We start from the raw sequence: 20191 nt of genomic DNA on the forward strand, positions 1-20191 counted from the left end.
GCCCGGTCCTGGACCGGGCGGGCGGGGCGGCGTCATGGCACGTCCGGTCGCCGAGGCCGGTCGCGTGGGAATGTGCCGGGAAGATCGAGGGGAGCCGGCGTGCGCCGGCTCCCCTCGCATCGATGTCCGGCCCAGTGGGCGGTGTCCTACTGCACGGCGCCGGGCCGCAGGGCCTCCGGGAGCCGGTTGCCGAAGTAGTCGACGGGGCCCGCGTCGACGCCCGATGCCTGCGGGCCCATGCTCACGGACACCTCGTCCTCGCAGCTGGGCACCAGGTTCTCGGCCCCGGCCGGGTCGGTGACGGGTACGGTCAGAGCGCGCAGGCACGGATCGTCGCCGGTACCGGTCGGCTCACCGTCGAGGAGCTCCTGTCCGGAGGCGGTACGCCACTCGGCGAGGTCGGTGAAGCGCCGGCTCCCCCAGTCCAGCGACCAGGGGCCCGTGCTGTGGTAGACGTTGCCCCGCAACTGGTGCGTGCCGGGGAGGTACGACGACTCGGCCTCGACCAGGGGACCCCCGTCGGTGGCGAGGATGTTGCCGTGGACACTCACGCCGGTCATGCCGTCGCGCAGCCGCAGAGCCGGGGGCCGGATTCCCGCCTTCTCCGCAGTGGCAAGATCCCGCGTCCGCATCACGACCGTGTTGTTGTAGATGTCCAGGTTCTTCATGCGGGTGCCGTAGGCGACGATGCCGCCGTACTCGGGGAGCTTGCGCGCGTCGTCCCAGCTCATGTTGAAACGGACGACGTTGTCCTGGTGGGCGCCGGTCGCCTGTCCGGAGTAGACGAGGAATCCCGGCCCGTCGTTGCCGTAGGCGAGGTTGTACTGCATGACCGAGTGGGACACGTTGTTGTCGAGGCCGAAACCGCCGCCGTCCACCCGGGATCCGGTCCGGTTGCGGTAGGAGCGGTTGTTCGCCAGGACCACGCCGGTGGAGTCGTACACCCAGATGCCCTCGGGCCCCTCTTCGGCGTCGGCCGCGGAGCGCGCGCCGTTGTCGTGGGCCACCGAGCGCAGCACCTTCGCGTCCCGGACGCTGCCGAGGGCGATGCCGCTTCCGGTGTTGCGCCCGTCACTGCCCGGGTCGCCGGTGTTGGAGGCCGCCGTGACCCGCTCGATCCGCAGGCCGGAGTGCGCGTAGACCGGGCTGTCCGCCTCGAACTCCGGCCCGTAGAAGACGAGTCCGGCCTCCAGGTTGTGGTGCACGGAGACATCGCTGATGCGCACGTCGCTGTAGCCCGCGACGGCGTCGTCCTCCGCGCCGACGCTGATCCCGTTCTGGAAGCCGCGCGCCTCCACGTTCGCGATCCTGACGTGGGCGAGCCTCCGCGCCCCGGGGCGGGTGGCACGGAAGGCGATCCCGACCCCTTCGCGCAGCGCCTTGCGGTCGCCGACCAGCGCGATGTTCCTGATCTCCACGCCCGCGGTGTCGTGCACGGTGATGCCGGAGGTGCCGCGGGGCGCAATCGTCGCCCGGCCCGTGCCGTACGACTCGATCACCACCGGCCGCGCCGCGCTGCCCGCCTCGCCCTCCTCCAGGGTGACGGTGCCGCGGAACCGTTCGCCGCCCTTGAGCCGGAGCCTGTCACCGGGCCGGAAGTTCGCGGTGTTCGCGTGGTCGAGGGTCCGCCAGGGCTTCTCCGGCGACATGCCGTCGTTCTCGTCGTCGCCGTCCGGACTCACGTAGAAGGTGAACGGACCGCCGCTCGCTGGGCGGGCGGGCCGGTAGACCCCCGGCACGTCGCACCCCGTGAGCAGCAGGAGCACCACGGCCGAGACTCCCGCCGCGGCCCTCGTCGTCCGGTTCCGCTTCACCGCGTTCACCCGCACCCCCTGGGGGACGTTCCAGTGCCCTATCAGGCATATGAAGTAGCAGACTGCCAGAAAAGGGGCATACGAAACGCCGACGAAGGTGCGGCATCCGAGTCACGTGTGGCGCGCCACGCCTTCAGGGGTACCACCAGGAGCTGTACTACGGCCGGATCCCGTCGCAGGCGATCCGCAGGTGGCGCGGCCCGCGCAGTACGGCGTTCTGGCGGTACTGGGGCGGGTCGTCGAGCAGGCGTGGATTCTCCAGTCTCCGGGCCAGTTCCGACAGGGCGAGTTGGGCTTCCAATCGAGCGAGCGGTGCGCCGAAGCAGCTGTGGATGCCGCTGCCCAGGCCGAGGTGCTGGACGTCCGGGCGGTCCGGGTCGAAGCGGTCCGGGTTCTCGAAGCGCTGCGGGTCGCGGTTGCCGGACGCCAGGACCAGCCAGAGGGTGGAGCCCTTGGGGATGGTGACGCCGCGGACCTCGATGTCGGCGAGCGTGGTGCGCTGCGGCAGCAGCTGCACCGGCGGCTCGAAGCGGAGCAGTTCCTCGACGATGGGCACGGCCAGTCGCGGTTCGGACCGCAGGCGCTGCAGGACGTCGGGATTGCGCAGCAGGGTCAGCACTCCGTTGCTGATGAGGTTGACCGTGGTCTCGTGCCCCGCGATCAGGAGCAGAGCCGCGGTACTGAGCAGTTCCATCGTGGTCATCGGGCCGTCCTGGCCCTTGGCCGTCGCCAGCTGGGAGAGCATGTCGTCCCCGGGGTTCTTGCGGCGCTCCTCGATCAGGCCGGCCAGATACATTCCCAACTGCATCCGGGCCTCGTGCGCGCCCTTGCCGTGCTCGGCGGGATCGGCGTCCGGGTCGGGGTCCAGGCTGGCGGCGAGGGTGTCCGCCCAGGTGTGGAAGCGTGCCTCGTCCTCGCGCGGCACTCCGAGCAGCCTGCAGATCACCGTCACCGGGAACGGGTAGGAGAACTCCTCCACCAGGTCGATCCGGCCCGGGTCGCCGATGCCGTCGATGAGGCCGGCGACGATGTCGTGGAGCTCCGAGCGCATTCCGTCGACCCGGTGGGGGGAGTGCGGCGGGCCGAAGTGCCGGTTCGTCATGCGTCGCATCCGGTCGTGTTCCGGCGGGTCGAGCCGTAGGAAGCCCGGCGGCAGGGCGCTCTCCTCGGAGGCCGGCTCCGCCAGCGGGTCGGCGCTGCCGGACGCCAGGTTGCGGGCGTCCGAGCTGATCCGGGGATCGTGCAGCAGGCTGCGGATCTCGTAGTAGGTGCTGATCACGTACGGCCCGTCGGCCTCGTGGTGGACCGGTGTCTTCCGTAGCTCTTCGTAGATCGGGTACGGGTCGGCCCGGTTGGCGTAGTCCAGGATCTGGTGCAGCAGGGTTTGCGTCATGTCAGGTCCTTGTGGCCGTGCGGGTCAGTGCGCGGGGGTGAACGTCATCCGGCGGTCGGCCGGCGAGTATCCGCTGAGGGTCACGGTGGGGCCGTGGCTGGGGACCGACGGGTCGGGGAAGTCCGCGTCCATCGGCCGTTGTCCGTCCGCGTGCCGGTCGACCGTGGGGAACTGCGGCGGGAACGGCGCGGTGCGCTCGATGAGTTCCTGGTAGAACGGCAGCCACCGGCCGTGGTCGAAGGAGACGGCACCGATGATGCGCCCCTGGTATCCGTAGACGCCGACGAACCGGCGGCTGTCCAGTGAGCCCTGCGAGATCAGGATCTCCGTCGCCATCGACGGCACTCCGACCGACTTGATGTTGACGCCGAACTGGGAGGACCAGAAGGCCGGCACGTCCATGTGCGGCAGTCGGTCGGTGCTCTCGCTGAGCATGTTGTGCGCCGCGATCCCGGCCTGGGCGACGGCGTTGCCCCAGTGCTCCAGTGACAGGAACTGGTACCCGAACAGGGGATGGGGGCAGCGGGCGACGTCGCCCGCGGCGTAGATGTCGTCGGTGACGATTCCGCGGATGTCGAAGGCCCGGCAGCCGGCATCGCAGGCGATGCCGCGGGGCCCGGCGCCGAGCCCGGAGCCGTACAGCCACTCGGTGTTGCGGAGGGCGCCGAGCGAGACGACCACCACGTCGGTCTCCACGGTGGAGCCGTCGGAGAGGTGCGCGGCGCGTACGCGTCCCGAGGCGTCGCCCTCCAGAGCGGTCACCATGACCCCGCACCGCAGGTCCACACCGTGCTCGCGCTGGAGGCCGGCGGCCACCGCGGCGACCACCCCGCCGAGTGCGCCGACCAGGGGCGCGGCGCCTCGTTCGGCGACGGTGACGGGGAGGCCGCGTTCGCGGCAGGCGGAGGCGACCTCCGAGCCGGCGAACCCTCCCCCGATGACGAGGACCCGTTTGGGTCCCTCGTCGAGCCGCCGGGCGAGCGCGGCGCCCTCGTCGCGGGTCCGCAGCACGAAGACGCCGTCGAGTTCCGCCTCGTCCTCGCGCGGCCACGGCCGCGCCCGGACACCGGTGGCGATCAGCAGCCGGTCGTACGGCACCTCGTCGCCGTCGGCCAGCCGCACCCTCCTCGCGGCCATGTCCAGGCCGGTGGCGGGAACGCCGAGCCGCCAGGTCGCGTCGACGGATCGGAGCCGGGGCAGCGCGGTGCGGTCGGCGCGCGCCCTGCCCAGCAGCACCCCCTTGGACAGCGGGGGCCGGTCGTACGGTTCGTACGGCTCGTCGCCGATCATGGTCAGTGACCCCGCGAAGCCCTTGGCACGCAGGGTCTCGGCGGCCCGCAAGCCTGCCAGCGAGGCGCCGACGACGACGATGCGGCCCTCGCGTTTGAGCTGCTCCAGGACTCCGTCACCGAGCACCGGGCACCGCCTCGGCCGGCTCGTCCACGGCATCGACGAGGATGGCCTGCACGGGGCAGGCCGCGGCGGCCTGGGCCAGCTTCTCGCGCTGTGCCTCGTCGGCGTCCGGGTTGTACAGCAGCGCCTCGTCGCCGTGCATGGTGAAGATCTCGGGAGCGAGGAACGCGCACTGCGCGTACCCCTGGCAGCGATTCAGATCGACGGCAATGCTCACCACGGGATCGGTCCTCTCCAATGGCTCGGTAAGCCCCCTGCGCCCACTCTCGTCTGCCGGGAGGGCCACAGCGACGGGGAGCGGACCGATCGAGTGAGCGGTGCGGCCCGATCAGGTCGAGGCCGCGGGCCGTGACGCGGCGGAATGCCGCCCCCACAGGGTGTTCAGGCTGAGAACGAGCACCCAGGCCGGGAAGACCAGCTCCGACCAGGGCACGTTCCCTCCCACCACGAGCAGCGTCAGGCCCGCCAGATAGCCGACGGCGGTGAGCGGGCGCGGGTGGACGCCGAGCCGATGGCCGATGGTCGAGGTCGTGATGACGAAGACCGCTGCCATCCGCATGGCGTAGGTGGTCAGCAGGGCGTAAGCGACATCGCGGCCGAAGGAAGAGCCCTGTCCACCCTCGTCGAGCACGCTCGAGGCCGCCGCGGCGGCGCCGAACAGCGTGGCGACGAAGACGAGACCGCTGCCCAGGAACACCGTGGAGACGAACTTGTCCTCGCGCTCGCCCACCTGCTCGCGCAGGGCGCCCATGAACCACAGGAACGCGATCCCGGCGAACGGGATCAGCTCCACCGCCGTCCGCACGGCGCTCCGCTGCCCTGCGTTGACGGTCGCTTCGGCCCCGTCGACGCCGTTCGGCAGGGCGACGCGTACCAGGACGATCGCCGTGGCCGTCAGGATCGCGAACACGACCCCTGCCACTCCTGCGGCCCAGGGCGTCGCGAGGCGCTTGTGCTTCCGCTCCATGCTCTCCCGCTTTCTGCCGGCACTTCCTTCGTCCAGACACCCGTGATCGCGGGACTCGCGCCACCGGAATCACCCGAGAGGCACAGCTCTGTGCGCCGTACAGGCCATGGCAGGGCCGGGCGAGGTGACGCGGCCCGGTGCCGCGGCTCCGTGCCGGTCGGTCGCGGCGCCGGGGCTGTGTCCCGTCTCCCGTCAGCCCGGCCCGGAGGTGTCCAAGGTGAGGATGAGGAGGGTGACGTCGTCCTGGATCTTGGGGGCGAAGCGACTCAGGTCGGCCCAGATCTCGTCGGGCAGCTGGTCCAGGCCGACACCGGTCATACGAGCCAGACGCTCGACGAAGGGGTAGAAGGCACCGGAGGCGTCCCGTGTCTCCAGGACACCGTCCGACGCCAGGAGCAGCCGGTCCCCGGGCAGCAGCGACACCGTGGCGGCGGTTCCGGGCATGACGTCGGCGAGGCCCAGTCCCAGGGGCGGTCCGGCGTCGAGTTCCAGGGTGCTCACGGCGCCGCCGCGCAGCAGGACCGGCGGCGGGTGGCCGCAGGCGAGGACACGGACCTCCCGCCCGTGCGGCGCGAAGTCCAGGACGACGGCCGTGGCGAAGAGTTCCGCGTGCTCCGTCCGCGCCGAGTCGACCACGAGCCTGCGGTCCAGCCGCGCCGCGATCGACTCCGGGTCCACATCGTCCAGCGCGGCCTCGCGGAACGCGCCCATGACGGAGGCGACCGTGGCGACGGCCGACAGACCGTGCCCCTGCACGTCGCCGAGGACCGCGCGCACTCCGTGGGGGCCGGGCCGGACGTCGAAGAAGTCGCCTCCCACCAGCGTGCCGCGCTCGGCGGCGCGGTACAGGCTCGCGCAGCGCACGGGCCCGACCCGCCGCTGAACGGCCGGGACGATGGCCCGCTGGGCCGTCTCGGCGACGGTACGTTCCAGGTCGAGCTGCTCGTCCCGGCGCCCGCGGACGAAGGAGACGAAGACGCTCAGGGTCGCGACGAAGCCGAGGGTGAAGAGGTCGGTGTTGCCGGGCTGGTTCAGATGGAAGACGGGAACGGTCAGCAGCAGGATCGTCGCGGCGCCGAGGAAGGCCGTGGCCAGCGGTCCGTAGGCCAGGACGGCCAACGGAGGCACCGCGCCGAGCAGGAAGCCGATGTCCAGCGGAACGGAGTCGGTGAGGGAGGCCGCTCCGACCCCGACGAGCAGCAGCACGGGCAGGGCCCGCACCCAGCGGGGCGGCGGTGCCCCGCGCAGCCAGCTCCGCCGGTGTGCGCCGGTCGCCGCCTTCCTTGGCTTCACCACACCACCAGGCTCCTATGCCGGAGTGCGCCGCGCACTCCACGGCCGGGATCCGCCCGGATCCGTCTCCGTGGGCCACGTGGCCCCGCGGCCTGGCCTCGCACCCGGTCACTGACCGTGATGGGTGTGGGTGGCTGGTGCAGATTTGTGTTCTCGGCATGGCCTCGACTTCGGCACCCCGCTCGCGGTGCGCACCCTGTGCGGCCCGCTCCTCCGCGACCGGACGACACCCCTCGGCCAGGTTGATCGTTTCTTCCTACTCCGCACGGATGACGTCATGTGTCCGCGCCGAACTCCCCGGGGAGTACCCCCGCGACGAGATGAGGTGCGGCATGGTGTGGGAACCGATGCGCCCGCCGCGGGCCCGTGGCCCGCTGCGAGGCGCGCCGCACGCCACGGCCGCGGCAGGGGTCACCCCAGGCGTCTGGCGGTCGGCTCCGGACCTGCCGTACGCGGGGTTCTGGGCTCAGCCGGACGGGGCGGCGGCCCTGTTCGGCGCCGACGGCGTGCTGATCGCGGGCGGCGAGGACGGGCGCCGGCTGCCGACCGACCTCAGCGCGCTCCTCACCCCCTCCACCGGTGTCTGGACGTCCACGCCCCCGCTCCGGCAGGCCCGCCGCCTGCACACGCTGACCCGCCTCGAGAACGGTCAGATCCTGGCGGTGGGCGGTATCGGCGCGGGCCCCGGATCGCCCGCGGCCGGCCTCGCCACGGCCGAGCTGTACGACCCCGGGAGCGGCGGCTGGGTCCCTGTGGAGGGGCTCTCCGAGGGGCGCTTCTCGCATTCCGCGACCGCCCTGAAGGACGGCCGCCTGCTCGTCGCGGGCGGCTGCACGGCCCGCGACGACCACTCGCTGCGCACCCTGCGGTCGGCCGAGTTGTACGACCCCGACAACCGGCGCTGGACGCCGGTGCGCGCGCCGATGACGGACGCCCGGTTCGGGCAGCCGACGGTGCGGCTCGACGACGGCCGGGTGCTCCTCGTCGGCGGGGCGCTCGCCGTCGGGCGGGGCAGCTACGCGGCGCTCGGCCACTGCGAGCTGTTCCACCCCTCCGATTCGACCTGGTCGCCCACCGGCACCCTGGCCACGGCACGCAAGGGCCACCAGGCCACGCTGCTCATCGGCGGCGGCGTACTCGTCACGGGCGGGGACATGCGGGGGTTCCGGGACGAGGACTGGGCCTACGACCCGTACAGCCAGTGGACCACCGAGCGCTACGACCCGGACGCGGGCACCTGGAGCGCCGACGCCGACATGCCCTGGGGCCGCAGCCACCACCGGGCGGTGCGGCTCACGTCCGGTGCCGTGCTGGTACTCGGCGGCACCGACGACTCCTCGCTCGCCGTCGGCTACCAGAACGCCGTCCTGTACGACCCCGGGGCCCGTGCCTGGTCCGACGAGCTCCCGATGACCGAAGGTCGCTGGGCTCCGGCCGCCGTCGCGCTGAACGACGGCCGGGTCCTGGTCCTGGGCGGTCTCACGCACTCCGGCGCGGCGGCCCCTGTGCCGAGCGAGGACCAGGTCACCGCCACCACCGAGACCTACACGCCCTGACCGGCGTCCCCCACCGGTCAACGGTGCGAAAGGAATGGAATGCGCGACCTATCGGCCGGCGGAGCGGGGGCGACGGCGGGTACGAGGGGGATGCCGTCGGGCCCGGCCGGGCACTCCGCGCCCGCACGGGCCGCCGGGGGCGGCTGGACGGCTGCCGGGGAGCTGCCGGTTCCCCTGGTGTACTGGCACGGACAGTACGAGGGGCCCGTCACCCTCAAGGACGGCCGCGCCCTCGCGGCGGGCGGCGCGGGGCCGCTGCTGCTCGCCCTGGCCGACTCCTGCGTGTTCGACCCCGGCCCCGGCACGTGGACGGTGACCGGTTCCCTGGTCCGGGACCGGCGCCTGCACTCGCTCACGGCGCTCGGCGACGGCCGCGCGCTGGCCGCCGGCGGGGTGCCCGGCCGGCAGGCGTATCCGCAGCCGTCGTTCGCCCACGCCGAGTTGTTCGACCCCGACAGTGGGACCTGGCGGGCCACGACGGAGATGACCAAGGCCCGCAACGGACACTCTGCGACCCTGCTCGGCGACGGACGGGTGCTGGTGGCGGGCGGGCAGCGGCCCCGTGCGCGCCACGGCATGCTCACCCTCGCCGACGCCGAGATCTTCGACCCGGCGCACGAGAGCTGGGAGCCGACGGGCGCCATGACCGTGGCCCGCTGGGACCACATGGCCGTGCCGCTGCCCGGCGGCCGCGTCCTCGCCGTGGGCGGCATGGTCGGTACCACCCGGTACGGCGGCGACCCGGCGCTCGGCCTGTGCGAGGTGTACGACCCGGGGAGCGGCACGTGGCAGCCGACCGGGTCGCTGAGCACGGCCCGCGCCCTGCACCAGGCCGTGCCGCTGCCCGACGGTTCCGTGCTCGCCATCGGCGGTGAATCCGGCCGTGCCGCCGACGACGCCCGCTTCCACCCGTACAGCCTGGCGAGCACGGAGGTCTACGACGTCGCTACAGGCGTGTGGCGACCGGGGCCGCCACTGCCGTGGGGGCGCTCTTACCACCGGGCGGTGCCGACCACGGACGGGGTGCTGGTCTTCGGCGGCACCGAAGGCACCTGTCTGCACACGGGGTTCGCGAGCACGCTGCGCCGGCGGGACGGTGCCCGGCAGTGGGAGCCGGCGGGTCCCATGCTCACCGGCCGCTGGGCGTTCGGGGCGACGGTGCTCGGTGACGGGCGGGTGCTCGCGGCCGGCGGCGTCTCCCGCGCGGACGCGGCCGCCCCCAGGAGTGGCGAGCCCGTCCCGGCCGGCCTCGCGGAGGTGTTCACGCCATGATCCGGGGACGGTGGGCAGCGGCCGGCGAACTGCCGTGGGAGCGGAACCTGTTCGGGGCAGCGAGCTCCGCCGTTCAGCTCACGGACGGGCGTGTCCTGATCGCAGGCGGCGGCGACGACCGGCTGAAGGCCCAGGACGGGACCGCGCTCTTCGACCCGCGCTCCGGGGCGTGGACCGGGGCGGCGCCGCTCCGGGAGGCCCGCCGGATGCACTCGACCACCCTGCTCGCCGACGGGCGCGTGCTCGTGGTCGGCGGCAGCGGAGGGGCGGCGGGCTACCCGGTACGGGCGCTGGACAGCGCCGAGGTGTACGACCCGGACGAGCGGAGCTGGTCGGACGGCGGGCGGATGGGACAGGAACGCTGCGGGCACTCCGCGACCCTGCTGCCGGACGGCCGGGTGCTCGTGGCCGGGGGCACCGCGGCCCGCTCCCCCGACAGCGAGCGCTCCCTCGCCTCGGCCGAGGTCTTCGACCCCGAGTCGGGGCACTGGAGCCCGACCGCCCCGATGCTCGATGCCCGCTCCTTCCACCCGGCCGTGGCCCTGCCCGATGGCGCGGTGCTCGTCGCGGGCGGCTGGGCGGCGACCCGCCGCGACTGGCGGGGCGGTGCGGGACTCGCGTACTGCGAGCGGTACGACCCCGCCACCGGCCGCTGGACGCCCACGGGCGGCTTCGTCGCGGCCCGTACGGGACACCGGCTGACGGCCCTGGCCGACGGGACGGTGCTCGTCACCGGCGGCGGCGACCCCGACGGCGGCGCGCAGGGGCGTCCTGACCCGTACAGCCGGGCCACCGCCGAACGCTACGACCCCGCGACCGGTTCCTGGAGCCGGGAGGCGGACATGCCGTGCGGCCGGGCGCTGCACCAGGCCGTGCGCCTGCCCACCGGCGAGGTGCTGGTCGTCGGCGGCACCAACGACGCGCTCGGAGAGGCCGGTTACCGCAGCGCCGCCCGCTACGACCCGCGCTTCGGGACCTGGTCGGCGGAGCCGGGGATGGCTGTGGGGCGGGTCGACTTCGCCTCGGTCGCCCTCGCCGACGGCCGGGTCCTGGTCGCCGGCGGGGCGGTGCGGACCGGACCCGCCACGCCCTCGGGCTCGTACCTCCGGCTCACCCGCACCAGCGAGCTGTTCACCACGTAGTCCCCCCACCGCACAGAGGAGTTCCGCCATGACCGAAGCGACCACCGGCCCGCCCGACTCCGCCCCGTCACCGGTGCTCCGCCTCGTCACCGGCACCGTCAGCGACGGCGGTCGGCCGGCGGCCGCCGGGACCCTGGTCGAGCTCGTCTCCCGACGGCTGCGGTCCACGAGCCGGCTGGGCGAGACCCGGACGGGGAGCGACGGGCACTATCGGCTGGAGTACGAGGCGCCGGCCGGGCCGGCCGGTCTGGTCGTGCGGGTGTCGTCCCCCGACGGCAGGTCGGCCGAAGTCTCGTGCCCGGCGCCCGACTCCGGGAGGATCCTGGACGTCAGCCTGCCCGCGGACACGCGCAGCGAGTACGCGCGGCTGATCGCTGCGGTGACACCCCTGCTCGACGGCACCGATCCCGCCGAACTCACGCCCGAGGAGGCGGGGTTCCTGGGCCGTACCGTCGACGCCGACCCGGCCCGCGTACGCCTCGCCGCCCGGGCCGCCCGGCACGCGGCCGCCACCGGGCAGCCGGCGGATCTGTTCTACGGTCTGCTGCGCCGGGGCCTGCCGGACGACCTCGGCGAGCTCGCCCTGCACCGTGCGCATGACGTACGGGACGCGCTCACGACGGCCGTGGAGACCCGCGTGATCGACTCGGCGGACGGCGCCGAGGAGCTCGTCTCCGCCGTCCGCGCCCGCCAGCTCGGTGCCGGGAACTCCGAGAACTCCGGGAACCCCGGGAACCCCGAGGGCTCCGCGAGGGCCCGCACGGTCGCGGGGGGCGGCGACGGTTTCGACACCGGGACGCGGCCGCCCGCCCTCGCCCGCCTCTTCACGATGACGGTCGCGGACCCGGAGGTTCGGCAGCGTCTCTTCTCCGCCCACGTCGACCACGACGGGCGGGAGGGCACGCCCCACGAGGCACTCGCCGCCGTCGACGCCCCGTCCGCCACGACCGAACGTCTGCTCCTCGCACTGGAGTTGCATCGGGTGGCCGACGGGCACCCCGAACTGGTGGGCGCGCTCCTGGACCGCTTCGACAGCGGGGAGCTCGCCCATCCGCGCGAGCTCGTCCGGCTCGACGGGCACTGGGAGGGCCTCGTCGCGGAGGCGGGCGGCCCGCCCCACGCGAGCCCGCCGGTCTTCTCCCCGGGGGAGTACGCCGACGAGCTGCGCTCCCGCGTCGAGCGGACGTACCCGACCGCGTACGTGGCCCATCGGCTCGCCGCCGCCCCGGCGCAGGACAGCGCCCCCGCCGCCCGCTTCCTCGCCGCGAACCCGGACTTCGACCTGGTGAGCACGCCCGTCGACGCCCGCAGCGTCCCCGACGAGGAGGCCCGGCCCGAACTGGCGGCCATCCAGCGGGTGTACCGGGTCGCCCCGCGCTTCGACGCGATGCGGGCGCTGCGGGGCGAGGGGTTCTCCTCCTCGGCGGCCATCGCGGCCGTGGCCCGGGACACGTTCGCGGCACGGATGGCGGATCACCTGGGCGAGGAGGAGGCGCACGCGGTGCACACGCGGGCGCTGCGGGTGCACGCCGCGGCCGTGAACCTGGTGGCGGACCTGCGGACCGCCGGGCAGTTCGAGGTGCCGTGGCTGCCCCGGGTGGAGGCGCACACCGATCTGGTCCCGGACTGGGGGGAGCTGTTCGGCTCCGCGGACCAGTGCGCCTGCAAGGAGTGCCGCACGCTCTACAGCCAGCCCGCCTACCTGGTGGACCTGCTGTACTTCCTGAAGCGGGCGCCCAGTTCCGGCTCGATGGGCGAGCTGGGCGAGAGCCCGATGGCGGACACGCTGTACGCCCGGCGGCCGGACCTGTGGCACGTGAAGCTCAGCTGCGACAACACCCGTCTCACCCTGCCGTACGTCGACCTCGTCAACGAGGTGCTGGAGAACGCGATCATCCAGGACCCCGCCACCGGGGACACTCTGCGGCAGAGCAGCGGCGACTCGGCGCATCTGCGGATCCAGCCGCAGTGGACCAATCACAGCGCCTACAGCTGGCTGGCCGACGCCCCGTATCCGTGGACGCTGCCGTACGACCTCTGGGCCGACCGCGCCCGCAGCTACCTCGGGTTGCTCGGAGTGCGGCGCGAGGAGCTGATGGCCACGCTGCACCCGGCCGGCGCGGACTCCGTCGAGGTGGTCACGGAGAGCCTGGGCATCACCCTGGCCGGCCTGCGGACGATCACCGGCGAGTCCACCGGGCCGACCCGGACGCTGGCCGCGTTCTACGGCAGGCCCTTCGGCATGCAGACGCCCCAGCTCCTCGACTCCGTGTCGACGGTGCGGGCCATGCTCGACACCGCCCAACTGGACTATCCGGAACTGGAGTCGGTGCTCGACACCCGCTTCGTCGACCCGGACCGCACGCTGGCGATCGAGCCGACCGACCCGGACCATCCGTGCGACACGGCGCTGTTGCGGATCAACGGTGTCACCGCGGACACCCTCGACCGGCTGCACCGCTTCGAGCGGCTGCGCAGGGTGCTCGACTGGCCGGCGCACCGGCTCGACCGGGTCATCGCCACCTGCACTCCGGGCGAGCTGACCGTCGCGACACTGTCCTGCGTGGTCGCCGTACGGCGCCTGTCCGACCGGCTCGGCCTACCCGTCGAGCGGCTGCTGTGCCTGTACGGACCGCTGGACACCCATCTGTACCGCACGGGCGACGACCCCTCCCTCTACGACCGCCTGTTCCTCGACGACACGGTGGTCGCCGCCCTGCCGGGCGCCCGCAACCCGTTCACGCTGAATCCCTCCCGCACGGAGGTCGAGGCCACGGGTGACCTTCGGTCCTATCCGGTGTCGGCCGCCCTGCTCGGGAGCCTGGAGATCACGGACGCGGAGCTGACCACGCTCGTCGGCGGACCCCGCGCCGTCGTCGCGGACACGCGCCTGACGCTCGCCAACGTCTCCGCCCTGGTGCGCACGGTGACCCTGGCCCGCGCCGTCCGACTGCCGGTCGCGGACCTGCTCCGGCTCTTCGAGCTGCGTGGCGGCAGTCCGCTGCGGCCCGACCGGCCGGCGCCCGGTGCCGGGTGGGCACCGGGCGGCGAGACGGAGCTGCCCGCCGGCCGCCCCGTACGGCTGAGTCCCTCACCGGTCGAGGACCCGGGACGCCGGGAGTCGTCGGCGGGCTCCGGGGGCGCGGTGGGCGAGCCGCCGCCTACCGGGGACTCCGCCGCCTCGGTGCGCGCCTCGCTCGCGGAGACGGGCCGGTTCGCCGACGAGGTGCAGGCGATCCTGGCCGGCGGACCGACCGTGGCCGAGACCGACGCCGTGCTGACCGCGACGACCGGCCCCGAGGGCTCGACCGTGCCGTCGGACACCGCGCTCGGCTCGGTGCTGACCGGCCTGCGTGCGGCCCTGCGGGCGGTGCACGAGCAGACGGCGCAGGCCACGGACGACAAGGGCACGCTGACGGGACGTCAACTCTCGTTGCTCGGATGGGAACCGACCCGGGTGGAGCAGGCCGTGACCACCCTGCTGGGCACCGCCGTGTACTCCGTGCCGGTGCCCGACGACGTCGGTTCCCGTCCGTATCCCGCGGACCTTCCGGTGCGCTTCGACCCCGGTCCGAACGGGCAGGGCATGCTCCGGTTCACCGGTCCGATGACGCTCGCCCAGCGGGACCGCATGTACGGCCTGGGCTCCGGCGAGCTGTGGGGGATCTACGTACGGAAGCTGTTCGCGGGCCCCCGGGACTTCGTGGCCACCCAGATGAACGCCTACCGGATCCCGGTCTACCGGACGCCGCTGACCGCCATGCCCGCCGATCTCGTGTTGCCGCCCGAACTCGTCGGAAAGGTGTTCCACGATCCTTCGGCGCGGACGCTGTGCTCCGTCGGTCACCGCAGTCAGCAGGAGATCGAGGCCCTGGCGGACGCGAGCGGGGACGGCGACTTCCAGCGGGCGGTGCACCTGCTGCAGGGTGCGCAGAACGAACCGGTCGAGGACGGGAACACGTTCCTGGACAGGTCGCACGCCGACAGCCTCTTCGACGGGCCTCAGGCACCGGCCGACCGCTTCCGGCTCGTCCTGTCGGTCCTGCTGCCGGAGCTGCGCCGGCGGATCGGCGAGACGACCGTGAAGCTCCAGCTCGGCCAGGCGGCCGGTCTCGACGCGGCCTCGGCGGACGCGTTGCTCGGGACGTGGCTGCGCGCCCTGTCCGTACCGGGTCCGCTGGTCCTCGACTTCCTCGACCCCGCGTTCGTCGGCAGCGACCCGGCGGTGGCCGTCACCCGCACGGGCTTCCCCGCCCAGTTCACCGCGCTTTCCCTGCTGTACCGGGTCGCACTGGCCTTGTCGCGGCTGCGGGTCACGGGCGAGGAGCTGCCCTGGGTGATCGGGTACGCGACGGGGGCCGGCTGGCTCGATCTCGCGACGCTGCCGCCTGCCCGCGTCGAGGGCGCCTCGCCGCTGTACCGGCCGTTCGTGCGGCTGCTCGATCTGCTCGCCCTGCGCGGCACCCTGCCGGGCGGCTCGGGCACGCTCGGAGCCGTCCTCGCCGCCGGCCGCGGGCCGGAGGCGTCCGGCTACCGCGTCTTCGACACCCTGAGCGAGCGGACCGGGTGGAACCGCGACGACATCGAGGTGCTGTGCACCGCCGACATGCTGGGGATCGCCCTGCCCGGCGAGCTCGGGGACGAACGGGGCCTCGGCAAGCTGCGGGCGGGCGTCTCGCTGCTGCGCCGCCTGGGGGTGTCGGCGGCACGGGCCGGCGCCTGGATCCCTTCGCAACTCGCGATGGACATCGTCCAGTCGACGATGATGGCCGCGAAGGCGCGGTTCGCGCCCGAGGACTGGCTGACCGCCGCCGTCCCCGTCGCGGACGCGCTGCGCGAGCGGCAACGGGCCGCGCTCGTGTCCTATCTCGTCGCGAACCCGCTGACCACCAGCGTCGGATTCCCGTACTGGAAGGACGTCAACGGCCTCTACGACCACTTCCTGCTCGACGTGGAGATGGGCGGCTGCCGGCTGACCACCCGGACGGCCCAGGCGATCAACACGGTCCAGCTGTTCGTCCAGCGGGTGCTGCTCGGTCTGGAGCCACGGGTGCGACCCGGTGACGACGAGACCTGGGAGCAGTGGGAGTGGATGAAGCGCTACCGGCTGTGGGAGGCCAACCAGAAGGTCTTCCTGTACCCGGAGAACTACTTCCAGCCCGATCTGCGGGCCGGCGCCTCCCCGTTCTTCACCACTCTGCACAACGAGCTGATGCAGAAGGAGGTGGTCGGCGACAACATGGGGGAGGTCTACCGCAACTACGTCGACCGACTCGACTCGGTGGCCCGGCTGCAACCCTGCGGCATCGTCCACGACCTCTCGACCGGAGTGGAGGTGGTGCACCTGTTCGCGTGCACCGAGTCCGCGCCCCGGATCTTCCACTACCGCCGCTGGACGAGGAACCGGACCACGTGGACACCGTGGGAGAAGATGGACCTCGACGTCGACACCCCGGCCCTGGTGCCCTTCGTGTGGAACAAGCGGCTGCAGGTGATGTGGCCGACGTTCGTGAAGTCGGGTGATCCGCAGGCGATCAGGAGGCTCCCGGATCCGATGGTGAAGGGCTCGGCGATCGAGCAGCCCCAGGTCTACTGGAAGACGCAGCTCAACTGGACCCAGTACGCGAACGGCAACTGGCTGCCGAAGCGGATCACGCAGTCGCTCGACACGTTCCGGGGCGGGAAGCCGCTGAGCCAGGAACAGCAGCTCGCGGCCGAGGCGGACCCGTTCCTGACCACCGGCCGCTACCGGTTCTACCCCCAGCGCGGGCCGGGCGGCGAGCTGACGGTGTGGAGCGTGTACAACCTGCACGACAACCCCTACGGCCGCCCGCGGGGCGGAGTGATCTCCGGCGCGTTCCGGTTCGGCCTCCGCCCGGGTTCGGTCGCCGTCGACCCCCACATCTGGTGCGAGGACGAGACTCCCGAGGCCGCGGCCCGGGGGCAGCTCTTCATCTGGCCGACCGACACCCAGAACATCAACAACGAGTTCGTCGAACGCCTCGACCCCAATGCTCCCCCCGGCTCCCGGCCGAAGGTCCACCTCCCGGAACTGTTCCAATTCCACGGCAGCAAACTGATCCTGGAGAACCCCCACGGACCGGCCCTGTTCCGGCTGCAGATGCCGGTCGACTTCGCCTCTCCCGAAGGCTGGCTCTATGACTCGGCCACCTTCACCGACGGTGCGCGCAGCTACCACATCGCGCCGGACCTGCGGCCCGCCGGCCGGACACTGCTCCGCTTCACGCCGATGTACCACCCGCACGTCGACCTCTTCCTGAGCCTGCTCAACCGCGACGGCACGCGGGCCCTGCTCGACCGGTCGGTCCAGCTCGACCCGGGCGCGCAGTGGGAGCTGTTCGACTTCCGCGACTACGGCCCGACCGATCTGGTGTCACCGGAGTACCCCTCGGAGAGCGAGGTGGACTTCACGCCGGAGGGCACCTACGCCGACTACAACTGGGAGCTGTTCTTCCACATCCCGCTCCTCATGGCGCAGCGGCTCAGTGCCAACCAGCGCTTCGCCGAGGCGCAGCAGTGGTTCCACACGATCTTCGACCCGACCTCGCGGTCCGGCGGCGCCTCGCCCGGACGCTACTGGATCACCAAGCCCTTCCACCTGCAGCAGGACTACCAGCGGCAGCGGATCGAGGACATCCTCAAGCGCCTCGCCGAGGGCGACACGGGCGAGCGGCGCCGGGTCGAGGAGTGGCTGGCGCATCCGTTCCAGCCCGACGTGGTCGCCAAGTTCCGAACGACCGCCTACCAGAAGTCGGTCGTGATGCGGTACCTGGACAATCTGATCTCCTGGGGCGACAGCCTCTTCCGCGAGGGCACCCTGGAGTCGGTCAACCAGGCGACCCAGATGTATCTGCTCGCCGCCGAGCTCCTCGGGACGCGGCCCGTGTCCGTACCGCCGCCGAACGAGCCCGCGCCGCTCAGCTACGCCGAACTGCGCGCTCGCGACGCGGTGGCGCCGGATCCGGTGACGGCGGCCGAGCACCTGATCCCGGCGGGAGGGGCGGAGCCGCCCCCGACGAGGATCTCGCCCGGACTGGGCCTCGGCTGGCTGACGTACTTCCGCATTCCGCCCAACGACAAGCTGCTCGGCTACTGGGACACGGTCGAGGACCGTCTGTACAAGATCCGGCACTGCCAGGACATCGAGGGCGTGCAACGCGCGTTCGAGCTGTTCGGCGCCCCGATCGACCCCGCGCTGCTCGTCGGCGCCGTGGCGGCGGGGGCCGATCCGGCGTCCGTGTCGGAGGACCTGGGCGGGCCGCTCCCCCACTACCGCTTCACCACGGTGGTCGCGAAGGCCAGGGAGTACACCTCCGAGGTCAAGTCCTTCGGTGCGCTGCTGCTCTCCGCGCTGGAGAAGCGGGACGCGGAGGCGCTCGCCCGGCTGCGCTCCAGCCATGAGACCGCCCTGCTCGACGCGGTGCGGGAGGTACGACTGGCCCAGGTCACCGAGGCGGCCCACGCGGTGGCGGGGCTGCGGCAGGCGCGCGCCGGGGCGACGAACAGGCAGGACTACTACGCGTCGCGCCGGAAGATGAACGCCGGCGAGAAGGTGCACGAGGTCCTCAGCGGCCTGGGCATCGGCACCCAGTCGATCGCGGCGGTCATCGACATGACGGTGAGCGTCATGCGGATGCTTCCGGAGTTCAAGCTCGGTTCGCCGACGACGATCGGCGCGACCTGGGGCGGCACCAACCTCGGCGAGGCGCTCAAGGGCCTGTCCGGCTCGCTGTCGCAGATCGCCGGCACCTTCCACTCCGGGGCCTCGCTGGCGGCGACGCTGGCCGGCTACGAGCGACGCTCGGAGGAGTGGGACTTCCAGAAGGGCCAGGCCGATTCGGAGATCGCGAACTACGACGCCCAGATCGATGCTGCGGTCGTACGCCACGAGATCGCCCGACGGGAGCTCGCCGATCACGATCTCCAGGCCGCCCACACCCGGGAGGCGGACCGCTTCCTGCACGACAAGTACACCGGCCAGGAGCTGTACGACTGGATGGTTGGTCAGTTGTCCACGTCGTACTTCCAGGCGTACCAGCTCGCGTACGACACGGCGAAGCGGGCCGAGCAGGCGATGCGCTACGAACTGGGAGCCGACGGCCCGCCCCTCGTGCGGTTCGGCCACTGGGACACCCTCCGCAAGGGCCTCCTCGCGGGCGAGCGGCTCGCGAGCGACCTGAACCGGCTCGACGCCGCGTATCTCGCCGACAACGCCCGCGAGTTCGAGCTGGCGAAGACCGTGTCGCTCGCCCAGCTCGACCCGACCGCGCTCCTGTCTCTCAAGGAGACCGGCAGCTGCTACGTGTCCCTGCCGGAGGTCCTGTTCGACCTGGACACGCCGGGGCACTACCTGCGGCGGCTCAAGACGGTGAGCTTCACCGTGCCGTGCGTCGGCGGCCCGTACACCGGCGTGAACCTGACCGCCACGCTCCTGCGGAGCAGTGTGCGGACGGACACCCGGCTGCCGGGCAACCGCTATGCGCGGCAGACGCCGGACGCCCGCTTCCGGGACTACACGGGGCCGGTCCAGTCGGTGGTGACCAGCACCGGCCAGGACGACAGCGGGCTCTTCGAGACGAGTCTGCGCGACGAGCGCTTCCTGCCGTTCGAGGGGGCGGGCGTGATCAGCGAGTGGCGGCTGAGTCTGCCGCAGGAGTTCCGGCAGTTCGACTACGAGTCGATCGCCGACGTCGTCATGCACCTGCGGTACACGGCGCGTGACGGGGGTGCCGACTTCGCCGACCGGGCCGTGTTCGAGCTCCGCGACGGCCTGAACGGCTGGCTCCACGCGCACGGCGGCAAGGGCCTGCTGCGTGCCTACAGCGCGCGGCGCGAGCTCGGCGACCAGTGGTACCGCTTCGTGAGCGGTACCAGCCCGACACTGCGGTTCCCGGTGTCCAAGCGCTGGTTCCCGCGACTGTTCTCCGACGACGGCATCAGCATCGGCGGCCCGCAGGTCGTCCTCGTGCTCTCGACGGATCTCGCCCCCGACGGATCGAAGCGGTACGTGGACTGTTACGGGACCGGGGCCGGCGACCTGACGCTGACCCTGGCCCCTCCTGGGGACGACGGGATCCCGGCCACCCTCACCGCCGACCCGCAGCTGAAGGACCAGCCACGGGCCCGCTTCGACGTCGAGGGGCAGGTCGCCGAGCACGACGAGGACTGGCTGCTCACCGTTCCGGTCCAGGGCCTCGACCCGCGCCTGCGGAAGGACGGCGGGCTGAATCCGGACGCGGTGGTGGACCTGGTGCTGGTGTGGCAGTACGAGGTGACGCGGGTGGCGTGAAACACCGCGAACGGGGGCCGCGCCTCGGGCG

Annotated in this window: 10 protein-coding genes; 4 read left to right on the forward strand and 6 right to left on the reverse strand. The window is 72.7% G+C overall.

What is annotated here, in order from left to right; genetic code table 11:
* Window positions 1–146: 146 nt before the first annotated feature.
* The 6 genes from ACFVZH_RS00005 to ACFVZH_RS00030 form a co-directional block, all read right to left on the reverse strand.
* Window positions 147–1823, reverse strand: coding sequence for a right-handed parallel beta-helix repeat-containing protein (locus tag ACFVZH_RS00005; protein ID WP_384890574.1), 1677 nt, complete (start codon window positions 1821–1823; stop codon window positions 147–149).
* A 148-nt stretch (window positions 1824–1971) separates the two neighbouring features.
* A complete protein-coding gene (locus ACFVZH_RS00010; RefSeq protein WP_384890577.1) occupies window positions 1972–3207 on the reverse strand; it encodes a cytochrome P450 in 1236 nt (411 codons plus the stop codon).
* A 24-nt stretch (window positions 3208–3231) separates the two neighbouring features.
* Window positions 3232–4656 (reverse strand): NAD(P)/FAD-dependent oxidoreductase, encoded by a 1425-nt coding sequence (locus ACFVZH_RS00015; protein WP_384890580.1) that lies wholly within the window; start codon window positions 4654–4656, stop codon window positions 3232–3234.
* The gene (locus ACFVZH_RS00020; protein WP_125743231.1) at window positions 4613–4837 is read right to left on the reverse strand and encodes a ferredoxin; all 225 of its coding nucleotides are present in this window, start codon (window positions 4835–4837) and stop codon (window positions 4613–4615) included. Before ACFVZH_RS00020 ends, ACFVZH_RS00015 begins: the two co-directional genes overlap by 44 nt.
* A gap of 111 nt (window positions 4838–4948) precedes the next feature.
* On the reverse strand, window positions 4949–5587 hold the full coding sequence (locus tag ACFVZH_RS00025; RefSeq protein ID WP_384890582.1) for a hypothetical protein: 639 nt from the start codon (window positions 5585–5587) through the stop codon (window positions 4949–4951).
* Window positions 5588–5779: 192 nt separating this feature from the next.
* Window positions 5780–6883, reverse strand: a complete 1104-nt coding sequence (locus ACFVZH_RS00030; protein WP_384890585.1) for a PP2C family protein-serine/threonine phosphatase — start codon at window positions 6881–6883, stop codon at window positions 5780–5782.
* Between the two features lie 266 nt (window positions 6884–7149).
* Here ACFVZH_RS00030 and ACFVZH_RS00035 point away from each other — a divergent pair, with 266 nt between their 5' ends.
* The 4 genes from ACFVZH_RS00035 to ACFVZH_RS00050 are packed head-to-tail and all read left to right on the forward strand — an operon-like array spanning window position 7150 to window position 20160.
* Window positions 7150–8436 carry a Kelch repeat-containing protein gene (locus tag ACFVZH_RS00035; RefSeq protein WP_384890588.1) on the forward strand — a complete coding sequence of 429 codons (1287 nt, stop codon included), beginning with the start codon at window positions 7150–7152 and terminating at the stop codon, window positions 8434–8436.
* A 39-nt stretch (window positions 8437–8475) separates the two neighbouring features.
* Window positions 8476–9708, forward strand: coding sequence for a Kelch repeat-containing protein (locus ACFVZH_RS00040; protein WP_384890590.1), 1233 nt, complete (start codon window positions 8476–8478; stop codon window positions 9706–9708).
* Window positions 9705–10850: a Kelch repeat-containing protein gene (locus tag ACFVZH_RS00045; protein ID WP_384890593.1), complete on the forward strand. Its 1146-nt coding sequence runs from the start codon at window positions 9705–9707 to the stop codon at window positions 10848–10850. The genes ACFVZH_RS00040 and ACFVZH_RS00045 overlap by 4 nt, the downstream gene beginning before the upstream one ends.
* Before the next feature lie 28 nt (window positions 10851–10878).
* A complete protein-coding gene (locus tag ACFVZH_RS00050; protein ID WP_384890596.1) occupies window positions 10879–20160 on the forward strand; it encodes a neuraminidase-like domain-containing protein in 9282 nt (3093 codons plus the stop codon).
* The last annotated feature ends 31 nt before the right edge of the window (window positions 20161–20191 follow it).

Source organism: Streptomyces sp. NPDC059534, from assembly GCF_042743475.1.
GTDB lineage: Bacteria > Actinomycetota > Actinomycetes > Streptomycetales > Streptomycetaceae > Streptomyces.

Coding starts and splice junctions, on each gene's coding strand:
- ACFVZH_RS00035 (WP_384890588.1), top strand. CDS start 7,150: ATGACGTCATGTGTCCGCGCCGAACTCCCCGGGGAGTACCCCCGCGAC.
- ACFVZH_RS00040 (WP_384890590.1), top strand. CDS start 8,476: ATGCGCGACCTATCGGCCGGCGGAGCGGGGGCGACGGCGGGTACGAGG.
- ACFVZH_RS00015 (WP_384890580.1), bottom strand. CDS start 4,656: ATGCCGTGGACGAGCCGGCCGAGGCGGTGCCCGGTGCTCGGTGACGGA.
- ACFVZH_RS00010 (WP_384890577.1), bottom strand. CDS start 3,207: ATGACGCAAACCCTGCTGCACCAGATCCTGGACTACGCCAACCGGGCC.
- ACFVZH_RS00045 (WP_384890593.1), top strand. CDS start 9,705: ATGATCCGGGGACGGTGGGCAGCGGCCGGCGAACTGCCGTGGGAGCGG.
- ACFVZH_RS00050 (WP_384890596.1), top strand. CDS start 10,879: ATGACCGAAGCGACCACCGGCCCGCCCGACTCCGCCCCGTCACCGGTG.
- ACFVZH_RS00025 (WP_384890582.1), bottom strand. CDS start 5,587: ATGGAGCGGAAGCACAAGCGCCTCGCGACGCCCTGGGCCGCAGGAGTG.